General features: G+C 61.6%; 17 protein-coding genes. 16 read left to right on the top strand and 1 reads right to left on the bottom strand.

The genetic code is table 11. From position 1 onward, the window contains the following. Nucleotides 1–29: 29 nt before the first annotated feature. The 13 genes from DESPR_RS12195 to DESPR_RS12135 are packed head-to-tail and all read left to right on the top strand — an operon-like array spanning nucleotide 30 to nucleotide 9,695. Nucleotides 30–317: an HI1506-related protein gene (locus tag DESPR_RS12195; RefSeq protein WP_015725100.1), complete on the top strand. Its 288-nt coding sequence runs from the start codon at nucleotides 30–32 to the stop codon at nucleotides 315–317. Beyond that, a complete protein-coding gene (locus tag DESPR_RS12190; protein WP_015725099.1) occupies nucleotides 317–748 on the top strand; it encodes a gp436 family protein in 432 nt (143 codons plus the stop codon). The genes DESPR_RS12195 and DESPR_RS12190 overlap by 1 nt, the downstream gene beginning before the upstream one ends. Beyond that, nucleotides 748–1,146, top strand: coding sequence for a hypothetical protein (locus tag DESPR_RS12185; RefSeq protein ID WP_015725098.1), 399 nt, complete (start codon nucleotides 748–750; stop codon nucleotides 1,144–1,146). Before DESPR_RS12190 ends, DESPR_RS12185 begins: the two co-directional genes overlap by 1 nt. A gap of 27 nt (nucleotides 1,147–1,173) precedes the next feature. After that, nucleotides 1,174–1,911 (top strand): phage tail tube protein, encoded by a 738-nt coding sequence (locus DESPR_RS12180; protein ID WP_015725097.1) that lies wholly within the window; start codon nucleotides 1,174–1,176, stop codon nucleotides 1,909–1,911. A gap of 41 nt (nucleotides 1,912–1,952) precedes the next feature. Further along, the gene (locus DESPR_RS12175) at nucleotides 1,953–2,378 is read left to right on the top strand and encodes a hypothetical protein (RefSeq protein WP_015722929.1); all 426 of its coding nucleotides are present in this window, start codon (nucleotides 1,953–1,955) and stop codon (nucleotides 2,376–2,378) included. Between the two features lie 29 nt (nucleotides 2,379–2,407). Further along, the gene (locus DESPR_RS12170; RefSeq protein ID WP_015722928.1) at nucleotides 2,408–5,026 is read left to right on the top strand and encodes a tape measure protein; all 2,619 of its coding nucleotides are present in this window, start codon (nucleotides 2,408–2,410) and stop codon (nucleotides 5,024–5,026) included. After that, nucleotides 5,027–5,347 (top strand): hypothetical protein, encoded by a 321-nt coding sequence (locus tag DESPR_RS12165; RefSeq protein WP_043770057.1) that lies wholly within the window; start codon nucleotides 5,027–5,029, stop codon nucleotides 5,345–5,347. Continuing rightward, nucleotides 5,344–5,913 carry a hypothetical protein gene (locus tag DESPR_RS12160; RefSeq protein WP_043770055.1) on the top strand — a complete coding sequence of 190 codons (570 nt, stop codon included), beginning with the start codon at nucleotides 5,344–5,346 and terminating at the stop codon, nucleotides 5,911–5,913. Before DESPR_RS12165 ends, DESPR_RS12160 begins: the two co-directional genes overlap by 4 nt. Beyond that, nucleotides 5,913–6,668, top strand: coding sequence for a hypothetical protein (locus tag DESPR_RS12155; RefSeq protein WP_015722926.1), 756 nt, complete (start codon nucleotides 5,913–5,915; stop codon nucleotides 6,666–6,668). Before DESPR_RS12160 ends, DESPR_RS12155 begins: the two co-directional genes overlap by 1 nt. A 9-nt stretch (nucleotides 6,669–6,677) precedes the next feature. Then, nucleotides 6,678–7,010, top strand: a complete 333-nt coding sequence (locus DESPR_RS12150; protein WP_015722925.1) for a hypothetical protein — start codon at nucleotides 6,678–6,680, stop codon at nucleotides 7,008–7,010. A gap of 3 nt (nucleotides 7,011–7,013) precedes the next feature. Beyond that, nucleotides 7,014–7,331 carry a hypothetical protein gene (locus tag DESPR_RS12145; RefSeq protein ID WP_015722924.1) on the top strand — a complete coding sequence of 106 codons (318 nt, stop codon included), beginning with the start codon at nucleotides 7,014–7,016 and terminating at the stop codon, nucleotides 7,329–7,331. Nucleotide 7,332: 1 nt separating this feature from the next. Then, nucleotides 7,333–8,898, top strand: coding sequence for a hypothetical protein (locus DESPR_RS12140; RefSeq protein WP_169701490.1), 1,566 nt, complete (start codon nucleotides 7,333–7,335; stop codon nucleotides 8,896–8,898). Next, entirely contained in the window at nucleotides 8,895–9,695 is an 801-nt protein-coding gene (locus tag DESPR_RS12135; protein WP_015722922.1) for a phage BR0599 family protein, read from the top strand. The genes DESPR_RS12140 and DESPR_RS12135 overlap by 4 nt, the downstream gene beginning before the upstream one ends. Before the next feature lie 53 nt (nucleotides 9,696–9,748). Here DESPR_RS12135 and DESPR_RS18545 read toward each other — a convergent pair whose 3' ends face one another. Continuing rightward, nucleotides 9,749–9,895: a hypothetical protein gene (locus DESPR_RS18545; RefSeq protein ID WP_169701605.1), complete on the bottom strand. Its 147-nt coding sequence runs from the start codon at nucleotides 9,893–9,895 to the stop codon at nucleotides 9,749–9,751. 41 nt (nucleotides 9,896–9,936) lie between these two features. On the opposite strand from DESPR_RS18545, the gene DESPR_RS12130 reads away from it, so the two are divergent. The 3 genes from DESPR_RS12130 to DESPR_RS12120 are packed head-to-tail and all read left to right on the top strand — an operon-like array spanning nucleotide 9,937 to nucleotide 12,868. Further along, a complete protein-coding gene (locus DESPR_RS12130; protein WP_015722920.1) occupies nucleotides 9,937–10,182 on the top strand; it encodes a hypothetical protein in 246 nt (81 codons plus the stop codon). Then, a complete protein-coding gene (locus tag DESPR_RS12125) occupies nucleotides 10,182–12,440 on the top strand; it encodes a phage tail protein (protein ID WP_015722919.1) in 2,259 nt (752 codons plus the stop codon). Before DESPR_RS12130 ends, DESPR_RS12125 begins: the two co-directional genes overlap by 1 nt. Before the next feature lie 8 nt (nucleotides 12,441–12,448). Beyond that, the gene (locus tag DESPR_RS12120) at nucleotides 12,449–12,868 is read left to right on the top strand and encodes a hypothetical protein (RefSeq protein WP_015722918.1); all 420 of its coding nucleotides are present in this window, start codon (nucleotides 12,449–12,451) and stop codon (nucleotides 12,866–12,868) included. Nucleotides 12,869–12,873: the final 5 nt, after the last annotated feature.

Here is a 12,873-nt window from a genome sequence, read left to right as displayed (position 1 = left end):
GAATTTCAAGCGATCAAGGAGACAACGGCATGATCACGATTACGAGCAAGAAAGAGGGCTTCCGCCGGTGCGGTCTGGCCCATAGCCAGACACCGATCACCTATGAGGATGACCGATTCACCACCGAGGAACTCAAGACCTTGCAGAAGGAGCCAATGTTGGTGGTCACGGTTTCGGAAGCCCCCAAGGAGACCAAGGGATCAAAGGGCAAGAACGGCAAGGACAAAGAGCCGGAAGGCAATGCTCCGGGAGACGGCACGACGAACGGCGCCGAGGACTCGAAGAACAATAATTCCCCAGCAGGAGGCAATAGCTGATGTACGCCACCTTGGCCGACATCCTGGAACAGATGGCCGAGTCGGACCTGATTGCCCTGACCGATGACGTCCAGAGCGGAACGGTTGATACCGACGTGGTCGATTGGGCCTTGAATGGCGCCGATGCCCTGATCGATGCCCATTGCCATGACCGCTACCAGCTGCCGTTCTATCCGGTACCCGGGCTGGCGGTTACCTTCGCGGTCGACCTGGCCATCTACAACCTCTATTCCCGGCGGCCCCATGTGGAGGTGCCTCAGGCGGTCAAGGATCGGCAGACTCAGGCCCTTGCCTATCTCAAGCGGGTGCAGACCGGCGAGGCCTCCATGGGGGCCGATGCCGCATTGATCACGACTGCGACCGAGAGCCTGAGCGGACTCACCCCGGGCAGCGAGCGGCTGTTTACCCGCACCACCATGAGGGGGCTCTGATGCTGGCCACCATCGGCAATGCCATTCAGGCCCGACTTGAAGGGCTGGACGCATTCAAGGCCGTGGAACGGGGCTTCAGCAAACGGGCGCTGCAGTCGCCGCCCTCGGCGGTGTTCTTCCTCTATGACGACGAACAGGTGACCGACTCGCCCTATGCCATGCGGCGGCTCACATGGGAGATTGCGCTTCTGGTCAGTTATCTGGATCCGGTCAAGGGTCAGGCTTTGATGGATGACCTGGTCGACCAGGTCCGGCCGGCTCTCACCGACTGGCGGCCAGCAGCGCAGGGTTGTTTGCCCTCGACCGTGACCCGGATCCGCTACGAGGGGGTAGAGGAAGCCCTGCTCATCTATACCGTCCGGGTGACCATGCAGGTCGTCCCGGAGAAGATTTTATAACCACGGCCAAGCGGCCAGGAGGCATCTATGCAATCCGCACAACAAGGCATGATCCTCGGTGGGGATCTCTACTTCGATTTTCTCACCGCTGCCGGTGTCTCGACCGGTTTTGAGCTGGTCGGCAACGCCACCAAACTGATTCCCAAGGTGGAAACAGAGACCCTGGATGCAAAGCTAAACGGCAAGTACACCCTGGGGCAAATCGGAAAATCGTTCACCAGGATCTCCGATGCCACTATCTCCTTTTCCCTGAACATCTACGATCCCAAAATCGTGGCAGCCTACTTCATGGGCTCGGCCGTGGATATCACGGCCGCATCGGGAACGTATACAGCGACCATTACCGGCATCCTCAATAAGTGGGTGCCCATCGGCCATAACGATCTGACCACCTGCACGGTCAAGGATGAGACCGATACCACGACCTACATCGCGAATACGGATTACGAAGTCAACACCAGCATGGGCATGATCCGTGTTCTCAGCTCGGCGATCGACGGAGACACATTGCATATCAGTGGCGACAAGGCCGCTGCCAGTGGATTCAAAATCACCGGTGCCACCTCTCCGGTTATCAATGTCGGCTTGTATCTCGACGGAAAGAACTATGTCGAGGGGAATGAAGTCAAGCTGCGAGTCTGGCAGGCGCAGATCCGCGCCGATGGCGATTTCGACTTGCTGGCGCAAGGAGGATTCCCGGAGCTGGCCTTCAGCGGCAAGATGATCACCCCGGCCGGCAAGTCCTGGCCGTTTGAGCTGATCTGATCATTTGAACCGTCAGGTTCGATGAAGGAGAAAGAGAAAACATGCAAAAAACGAAAACCATCCAGATCGGCCAGCGGTCGTTCACTCTGAAGGAATTGCCGACCCGAGCCATCTGGGAGCTGATCAACGGCGAGGATGCGCAGATATCCGCAACTGCACTCAACCGGTGCCAGGGGCTGCTGGCCATGGCATGCCCGGAATTGTCCGCCGAGGCCCTGCTCGACCTCTATCCCTCGGAGATTGAGGAGTTGTGGCAAGGCTTTGAGGAGGTCAACGCCGCTTTTTTGGGAGTGGTCCGGCGGATCGGCCTGATCGATATCCTGATCGACGGCCTGAAGCCGGTTCTGGAGGGAGAACTCCGCGAGGCAATGTCCAGGATAGGGCAGATTTCGACCGAGCAATTTGCCTCCTCATTACCGCCGGCCACGGTCCCCTTGTCTGGGACTACGGCTACGGCTTCTTCCTGAGAGCATTGGCGGCACTGACAGGCAAGTAGATGGCGAACCAGTCTAGAATAGAGATCGTCCTCAGCGCGGTCGACCGTGGGCTGACGGCTGGGTTCAATCGTGCCCTGGGAGCGATCAAATCCTTTGTCTCAGGAGCAAAGGGCGCCGATGCCGGCATCAACGGCCTGACGTCCTCGGTGAGCGGTCTGCTCCGTGCCCTGGGCGCCACGGTCTCCGCCGCCGCTGGCCTGCAGAAGCTGGTCACTGTCTCCCGCGAGTTCGACAAGATCAGCTCCGGCCTGATCACAGCCACCGGCAGCGCCGAGAAGTCGGAGGTTGCCTTTGCCGCCATCCAGGACTTTGCCGCCAAGACTCCATACGACTTGGCGCAGGTGTCTGAGGCATTTGTCAAGCTGGTGAACATGGGGCTCGATCCATCGGAGCGGGCCTTGACCAGTTATGGCAACACTTCGGCATCGATGGGCAAGGATCTCAACCAGATGATCGAGGCGGTGGCCGATGCCGCCACCGGTGAGTTCGAGCGCTTGAAGGAGTTCGGCATCAAGGCCAGCTCCGAGGGCGACAAGGTCAGCTTCACCTTTCGCGGAGTCACCACCACGGTGGGCAAGAACGCCAAGGAGATCGAGGAGTATCTGATCAAGCTGGGCGAGACCAACTTCGGCGATGCCATGGCCAACCGGATGGCAAAACTCGACGGCAAGCTGTCGAATTTTGCTGATGAGTGGAACAAGGTTTTCCTCAACATCTCCCGGGCAGGAATCGGCAACATGATCGCCGATGGGGTGCAAGTTGGTATCAATGCCCTGGAAGAGCTGAATGCCATGATCGCCTCGGGGCAGCTGGAAGGCTATCTCCGGGCCATTGTCACCCAGTTTGCCGGCTGGGGGGACGATATCAAAAAGACCATCGATATTGTTGGTGGCTGGTGGAGCGATTTTACCGGGGATCTGGGCCAACAAGGCCAGGAGGTTGTGGATGAGTTGATTCACGCCTTTGAACGGTTCCCGGAGAATGTCCGTGCCTTCATCGGCCTGGTGACCGTCTACGTTGCTGCTGAGTTCGACAAGGTGATGGCGCGGGCCAGGGCGTTCAAGCTCACCATCGCGGCGATGTTCACCCAGGGAGACACCTACGATGTCGGGCAGATTGCCAGCGATCTGGACAGGGAACTGAAGATTGCCAACCAGGCCCGTGACGCCTCGGTTGACTCCATCCTTGCGCAACGTGATGCCACGGCCAAGGCGGCGGCGGATCAGCGCACCCAGGCGATGCTCGAACGGGTAGCTTTCGAGGAAAAGGAGAAAGCCAGGAAGGCAGCCAATGTCGAGGCCCTGGCCCAGTTCCGAGTCCAGACCGCTGCCTCGCAGGCTGCCACAAAGTCCTCCAAGGAGGAGGGGAAAGCCAAGCGTGAAGCGGCAGCCGCCGCCAAGAAGGCCGCCACCGAGGCCAAGAAGGAGTACGAGGAGCAAAGAAAGATCGCGTCCGAGAAAATGCGGGCCGCCTCCCAGGAGAAGATCCTCGCCCTGGAGCTGGAAAAACTGGAGGCGGAGAAGCTCGGCACCAAGCTGGCCCGGGCAGAGGCGGAACTGGCGATTGATAAAAAGATCATGGCGGAACGCCTCAGCCTCAAGCGTCAGGAAATCGAGGCCATGAAGGTCGATGCCGCACGGCCCGATTCCAACACCAGCCAGGCCGATATCATCCGCGCTCAGTCGGAACTGGCCGCCATGCAGGTCGACGCGGTCAAGCAGGAACATGAGGACCTGGCCCAGGTGGCCACTGAACGGATGGCCGAGGTTGAACAGGCGTGGAGGCGCGGCCAGGCTTCGGTTGAGCAGTACAGGGCGGCTGTGCGTGCCGCCGGTGCCGCCGGCGTGATCACCGCCGACGAGATGCGGGAGAAGCTGATTGCCGCCGGCGACGACATGGGGGCCGCGCTTTCTCTGGGATTTCAAAAGGCCAGGGAGAAGATGCAGACCGATGCCGAGGTCATGATCTACATCGGCGAGAACATTGGCGAGCAGATCGCCGGCGGGCTGACCTCGGCCTGGGATTCGTTTATCACGGGTACTGCCAGCGCCAAGGAGGCCATGATCGATTTCGCCCGGTCAACCATTTCGTGGCTCACGCAGATCATCATGAAACACATGATCCTCAACGCCCTGCGGGCCGTGGGTTTTGGCTTCTCCGCCGGCGGCCAGGCCGTGCAGGCGTTCGCCCGGGGCGGCTGGGTCCAGGCCCTGGCCGGCGGTGGCGCGGTCCAGGGCTGGAGCCCCTCCAGGACCGCCGACAATATCCCGGCCTGGCTCACGGCCCGGGAGTTCGTCCATCCCGTGGACGCGGTCGACTACTACGGCCTGCCGTTCATGGAGATGGTCCGGCGCAAACTGTTCCCCCGTAACCTGGCCCGGGCGCTTGCCGGGGCCACCCTGCCGAGGATCCCCAGCGGCAACCGGCTGGCCGCCGGCGGGCAAGCCGCGGCCGCACCCGCCACCACGGTCAAGTCCGGCGATACCCGGCTGCGGGTGATCAATGTGCTCGACCGCAACATGGTGGGCGATTTCCTGCGCACCGCCGACGGCGAGACCGCCATCCTCAACATGATCCGCCGCAACGGCACCACCATCCGCACCTTGATCGGAGGATAAATGGCCTACACCAACGGCACCGCCGCCAACTACAAGGACCTGCTCGCCATCCTGACCACCTTTGCCGCGGCCAACGGTTGGACCGTGCTCACCCAGAGCGCGACCGAGGTATACCTGCGGGGCTCCGGCCCCTCCGGGCTTGATAAAATCTATGTGGGCGTCAAGGCCTATGAGGATTCAACCGTCGGCTACTACAACTGGGAGCTGTTTGGCTCGGTCCTGTGGAAATCGACCTTCCCATTGACGCGCAGCCCCTCAACAACAAGGACACCTGGTCCACCCTCTGCACCTTTTGGAATCAGCAAATCCCCTACTGGATGATCGCCTCAGCCAAACGCATCATTCTTTTTGCCAAGGTGTCATCGGTCTACACCTCGGTGCATCTCGGGTTCATCGACCCTGCCGGAACCCCCGAGCAATACCCGTACCCCTTGTTTATCGGCGGCACCGACTCCACCTTGACCAACCCGTATTCCTCGACATCGCAAGGCGCATGGTGGGCGGGCTCAAGTCCGGCCCCCGGGCGCCTCTATCTGCCCGGCGGGACATGGGGGCGGGCAAATTATGGGAACGGCGGTATCAACGCCACCTATTTTGAACCTGACTTCCCCGTCATTACTCGCCCGGATTTGACCATCTACGGCCCCTATCAAGGGGTGCGCGCCAACCTGTTGACCGCGCCAGGCGACGAATACCTGTTGGAGCCGATATTCATCAAGGATTTACGCCGTTCGGCCATCTATGGCAGCGTCGACGGCGTGTTCAGGGTGACCGGGCACAAGAACGCCTCGGAGAACATCATCACCGTGGCCGGGGTCAACTACATCTGTTTCCAGGATGTGCATCGGGTTGGATACGGTGATTATTGCGCGATGAGGATGAGCTGATGGCCGCATATTACGAAGGCACATTCGACACGGTTGCCAACTACCTGGCAGCCCTGGCCGCTTTTGGGGCAGATAACGGTTGGGTTGTTTCCGTCAACACCACAACAAAAGTGGTTATGGCAAAGGCCGGGATCGAGTTCACCTCGGAATATTCCAACGCCACATCCATCAACCGCTCGATCACGGTTGGCGGGTCAACCAGTCCGGTGCTGTTGGATCAAAACTTCTCGGTCGGCTACAAGTACGGCTTTTATTCGGTGGGGAACAATCTCTATTTCTCCCGTGAGTATCTCTATTCGGTATCGGTAACGGTGCATTGGGGCGGGGTGTTCACCGTCACCGAAAAATGCGGGACATGGAGTGGCGGCGCGTGCCTGGCCCTGAGTTATACCTCAAGCGCAACCAGGATTTATGGCCTGTTCGGCAGCCAGCCATACTACCGGTCGGCGTTGCTCAAGGACGGGGCGTGGTCAACGGCCGGGTCGGCGGCGGAAGCGGGAAGACTGTGGACCTCATGGGGTCAGGAATGGGGGACGGTGTGGCCGAATTATTTCAACGCCGTCGTTGTTCCTTGTCCCATCCTTGCCGGGGTCTATGACGCCAACACCGCCTATTTCATCCCGATTGGCATGCTCCCCGGGGTGTATACCCAGGGGCGGGGCAACGTCTACGCGGCCGGCGAGCAGATCACGATCAACGGCAGTACCTATCTGTTTGCCTACAACTCATCAAATTTATTGTTCAAAATCAGTTAGGAGAAAAACATGGCTGTTGTATCCGTTGCATCCGGCGCCCAGGCCGCCACCGTCAACACCGAACATTCCCTGGCGCAGTTGACCGGGATCGGCATTTACATCCTTGAGGTTGACACCTCGGAGCTCCAGGCGGGCGACACCCTGGAGATTCGTCTCAAGACCACCTGCCGCCCAACCGATGACCTGAAGGACGCCAAGGTTGAGACAATTTCCGGGGCACAGGTTGACAAGAACTGGCATTCGGTGCCCCTTCCCCTGGCCTCCGGCGATCAGATTGCCGCCACAATCACCCAGACGGCCGGCACGGGCCGGACATTCCCCTGGAACCTGATGCGGATGTAAGCCGTGACCAAAGACCTGCTTTGGCGGCACAGCCTTCAAATCATTCACCAGACCATTTACGGCCATGTCGTGCCGTTTGCTGGCCATGCGGGGCTGGAGTCCGGGGTGAGCTTCTGCCCGGCTACGAAAACGGTGGATGGCTACCGCGACATCCCGGCCACCGCCGATTACACCGCAGGCGGTCTTGGGACTCCGGCAGCCGGAACACTCACCAGCACCGTGCCGATCGAGGTCGTGCATTGGACGATTGCCAATTCCACCGGGGAGGTTAGCATGATCGACCAGTGGCGGTACGGTCTCACCACCTATATGAGGCCATAATATGCCGGTAGGAACAATCATGCAAATGTCCATGGTGCCGTTGTCCGGGTTGAGCGCCAGGACAACCAACCTGGAGACGGCGCTGTTCACCCGGTACATCCGGCCGGAACGGTTTGATATGGGGCTGGTGTCCAAGGATCAGGCGTTTCCGGTGTATCTGCACAACGGCGAGAGCGTTGCCCGGACCGTGTCGGCAATTAACGCCTCGGGCCAGGTGGAGGGGATCGGCCTTGACCTGACCACTCCGGCGACCATCGCGCCACACACAAGCCAGAGGATCGTTGTCTCGGTCGACTCCGAAGGCCCGGCCATCTTCGAGGCCCTGTTCAGCTTTTTGACCACGGCCACAAACGATCCGCTGTGGACCATCCTTGGCACCCGGCCGCCGCAGCTCTCCGGCGACATCGGCTATCTGTTCTTCCCGCACAACTGGGAGAACGGGCTGGATGAGTCGCTGGCCTGGAAAACGGATGTGATGATTGCCCATGACCGCACCGAGCAGCGGGTCCAGTTGCGTACCCTGCCTCGGCGTACTTGGGAGGTGCGGATGCTGGTGTCCGGGGCTGGCCGCCGCCAGCTGGAGACCTGGCTGGGGATGCGCAAGTCCCGGTACCTGTTCGCGCCGATCTGGCGGGATGCGTTCCGGCTGACTGGCGATATTGCCGCCGGGGCCACCACCATCCCGATCACCGAGGGCTCGGACAATTTCGTCATCGGTACGCCGGTGGCGGTGTGGACCGATTGGCAGACCGCCGAGGTGCGGACCATCACCGGCGTGGGTGCCACCTATTTGGCGGTGGATGCGCCGTTCGGCCGGGACTGGCAGGCCGGGTTGGCTTGGATGGCGCCGTGCCGCTCTTGCCTCTCCCTGGAGCAGCGGCGAGTCAGTAGGTTCACCGAGGACGTGGGCGATTATCGGCTCAGCTTGCTGGCCACGGACGACGGTTGGGAACCGTCCGGGGGCGCCGTGGAGCTGTATCTGGATGTGCCGCTGTGTCCGTTCGTGCCGAGCTGGGAGGATGGCGAGGAGGGCTACGACAACAAGTGGGTGCGGCTGGACAACGACACCGGGGTGCTGGAGTTCGATGTGCAATCCGAGGAGCCGGTGTTGAGCCGGGATGCCAGGTTCCTGCTGGTCGGCCGGGCCGACATCAACACCTTTCTCGCCTTTCTCAAGGCCAGGGGCGGCCGGCTGGCGCCGTTCTGGCTGGCCGCCAATGACCGGGGGTTCGAGCTCTCGGTGCCGGCGGAAGCGGGCGCATCGTCCATCGTCATCCAGCCGATCGGTTACGAGTACGCCCTCAAGGACAGCGCGGCCCGCCAGCACCTTGAACTGATCACCACCGATGGGACAATCATCCGGCGGAAGGTGCTCGGCGTGGAGACCCTGGCCAGCGGCGAGGAAAAGCTGACCCTGGACGCCGCCTTGCCGGTGGCTGTGTCCGCAGAAGCGCTCAACCGCTGCGCCTGGCTGGAGCTGTGCCGCCTGGACAGCGATGAGATTACCGTCCATTGGGTGACCGCCGAGTGTGCCGAGGTCACCCTGCCGATCGTGGTGCTGCCATGAGCTACGCGACCTATGAAGAATCCGACTCTTCCGGCCAGCCGCTGGAGTTGTACCGCTTCTCGGTGGGCGCCCAGCAATGGCTGTTCACCAGCGCGGACCATGAGGTGGGGAGTTTGGCTGAGGAGAAATACCAGCCCGTCTACATCAAGCGCGGCGGGTTCTCCAAGGGCGGCGATGCCCGGCGGAGCACCATGGACATCGAAATCAACGCGGCCAACGATGTGGCCCTGTTGTTCCGTGACGGCTGGCTGGCCGGCACGGTGATCGTGACCATTTTCCGGCTGCACCACGGCGACAGCGAGAAACAGCTGTTCTGGAAGGGCCGGATCACCGGCTGCAAGTGGGCCGGGTCCGTGGCCACCCTTTCCAGCGACTCGGCCTTCACCCTGTTCAAGCGGGCCGGATTGCGGCGGGTGTACCAGGTGGGGTGTCCGCATGTGCTCTACTCGGCCGCGTGCGGGATCAATGCCGACGCCCGCAAGGTGGTCGGCACCGTGATGGAGGTGATTGACGGCAGGCTCACCGTCGACGGGCTGACCTCGTTCGCCTCGGGGTATTTTCTCGGCGGCATGCTGCAGGCCGGGACCGAACTGCGGATGATCAACGGCCACGAGGGGGCGACGATCACCATGGTCGATGCCATCGGCGGCCTGGTGGCCGGGACAGAGGTGACCCTGTGGCCGGGCTGCCGCCACGACATGAATGACTGCGGGGGCAAATTCAACAACATCGTCAACTATGGCGGGCTGCCCTATCTGCCCACCAAGAACCCGTTCAGCGGCGACGCATTGGTGTAGGGAGGCGGCATGGCTTGGCAATATGTGGTGCTCGCGGTCCTGGTGGTTGCCTCCTATCTGTTGCGGCCCAAGCCGTACACACAGGTGACCCCGACGCCTGGCGACGTGGAAACGACCACCGTGGACTCTTCCAGTCCGGTGCCGGTGCTGTTCGGCACCCGACTGATCAGCAAGACCAACTGCGTGTGGTACGGCGACATCAAGACCACGCCGATCGAATCCTGTGGAGGCGGCAAGAAATATGAACAAGCGTGTTTACCTCTGGCATTTCCGGGCACTGGAATACTGCAATCGCGGCATGCGCAGGTGGTTTGCCAGCCGGGGCATTGCCTGGCAGGACGTGCTGAACGATGGGGTGGATGCCGAGCTGTTGTTGGCCTCCGGTGACGCCATGGCCATCGCGGCGGTGGAGTTCGCCGCGTCCACCGGTTGGACCAGGGAGCCGATTGCAGGCGATGCGGCGGCCAAGCGTGGGGGGTGCGTCTGATGGGCGGCGGCAAGGGGGATGAATGTTACGTCACCGGGTACCGCTACTATGCGGGCCTGCACCTGGTGTTCTGCCATGCGCTCGACAAGCTCATCAAGATCAAGGTCGGCGACAAATGGGCCTGGGAAGGCGCGGTGACCGCCAACCAGACCATCGCCGTCAGCAAGCCAAACCTGTTCGGCGGCGATGGCCGCGAAGGCGGCATCAAGGGCAATGTCGACGTGTGCTTTGGCCTGCCGGACCAGCCGCAGAACAGTTATCTGCAAAAGAAACTGGGCAATGATATTCCGGCATTCCGCGGGCTGTTTGGACTGATCGCCCGCCGGTGCCTTTTGGCGGCCAACAATCCGTACATCAAGGAGTGGGCCATCCTGGGGCAGCGATCCAGGGTTGGCTGGCGGGATGATCTGGCCGATATTGTCGCCGCTGATGGATACGTGGATATGAACCCGGCACACATCATCTACGAGGCCCTGACCAATACCACCTGGGGCGGGCTGGGCTACCCGGTGGCCGATCTGGACACAGCCTCGTTCGAGAGCGCCGCCTACTTTCTCGCCTCCGGCACCGACCCACGGCAGGAGGGGTTCGGCCTGTCGCTCCTGTGGGCCAGAGACAGCAGTATCGAGGACTTCCTCAACATCATCCTCGACCACATCGACGGCGTGCTCTATTTCAGCCACCGCACCGGCCTGCTCACCCTCAAGCTGATCCGCAACGACTACACCAAGGCGCTGTTGCCGGTGATCGACCAGCGCAGCGCGGTGGAGCTGGTGGAATACTACGTTGCCTCAGCCGCCGAGGCGGTCAACCAGGTGACGGTCAAATGGGTGGACCGGGCCAATCAGGCCCAGGCCACCACGGTCCAGGACATTGCCGGGATCACCCGCGCCGGCGGTCAGATCATCCAGGCCACCGTCGAAATGCCCGGCATCGCCACCGAGGAGTGGGCGCACAAGATCGCGGCCCGCGAGCTCCAGCAGATGGCCATGCCCCTGGCCTCCTGCACGCTTACGGTCAACCGCAAGCACTGGAGCCTTGAGCCCGGCGACTGTTTTGTCTTCGATTGGCCGCCCATCGGCCTGTCCGGCGTGGTCATGCGGGTCAACCAGGTGGAGATCGGCGAGTACACCGACAGCACCTTGCGCATCAAGGCGGCCCGCGACGTCTACGGCCTGGGCCCGGTGGCCATCACCACCCCGGCGGAAAGCCTGTGGACAAACCCGCTGACCGCGCCGGCCGATGCGGTGCGGCGGAAAATCCAGGAAATCACCTGGTGGCAGTTCGTGCGCCTCTTCGGCGAGTCCGCCGCCGTGCTGGCCGAGCTGGAAGACGACAGCACCATGCTCACCTGCTGCTGCGACCGCCCCAGCAGCGATGCCCTCAACTATGAGATGTGGACCCGCAACGTGGGCGCCGCTGAGTTCGTCAAGCGGGATACCGACTCCTTCCCGTTCGTCAGCGCCACGGCGATGCCGCTGTCGCCGGAGATCAGCTCGGTGATCCAGTTGCAGGATGCGGATATCGACACCGATCTGGTCAAGGTCGGCACCTATGCGGCATTGGGCGACGAACTGGTGGCCATCACCGCCATGGATGCCATCAATGGCACCCTGACGGTCAACCGGGGCGTGCTCGACACCATCCCCGTGGCCCATGCGGCCGGCACCCTCCTGTGGTGCCACCAATCGTTCTTCGGCCTGGACCGCACCGACCGCGCCGTCGGCGAGCAGGTGGAGATCAAGCTGTTGCCGTCCACCGCCGAGGGGCGGTTGCAACTGGCCGACGCCAGCACCGACACCCATACCTGCGTGGGGCGGATGATGCGGCCCTATCCGCCGGGCAACGTACAGGTCAATGGGCAGCGGTGGCCTGACAAGATCAACATCCAGGACGGCATAACGATTACCTGGGCGCACCGGGATCGAACGCAACAGACCGTCACCCTGGTTCGCCAGGACGAAGGCAACATCGGCCCGGAAGCCGGGGTCACCTACGCTGTCCGGGTTTATGACGCCGTTACGGGGGCGATGCTCAAGGAGCAAACCGGTATCACCGGGACAAGCGATACCACTGATCTAATCGCCCTCGGCCACACCGATGTCGAAACGGTCAGGATTGAACTTGAGAGCATTCGCGCGAGCCTTGTCAGCCAGCAGAGGTGGAGCCTCACTGTTGCCATCGACGCCGACCAAAACGCCGTTGCCCTCGATGGCGAGTATATCGCTCTTGATGGCGATCGAGTCTACCTGTTTTAAGGAGGAAAATGAAAAATATCATCTCAACCAACCCGTCGCTGACAAGGGCGGGAGCCAAGGTAATGGCGTTTGATGCGCAGGGCAATGTCGGCCATTTGGACCCTGACGCGGTAACTTCTGTCGCCGGAAAGACCGGCGCGGTCACGCTGGCCAACACTGACGTCAGCAACGTGACCGCGCTGAACACCAGCTATGACGATGTGGGGACCGTGACCCTGGTCACGCACGATACGGCAACCACCACACTCACCCCAGGCAACCTAATTAGCGGCACGGTTCTCAGGCTGGTGAATATCAGTTTCACCAACAACGGCAACGTGGTGGCCTACAAATCGGCAGTAACCGTTTCCGGGACATGGAAAATCCTTAGCCCATCAACGCCTGCTTCCGGCTTGCACAACATCGTCGCGGCCAAAAAAATAGCATGAGGACC

It is taken from the genome of Desulfobulbus propionicus DSM 2032, from assembly GCF_000186885.1.
Taxonomy (GTDB): domain Bacteria; phylum Desulfobacterota; class Desulfobulbia; order Desulfobulbales; family Desulfobulbaceae; genus Desulfobulbus; species Desulfobulbus propionicus.
Note: the sequence above shows the minus strand (reverse complement) of the source record. Positions and strands in the feature narration are given on the sequence as shown.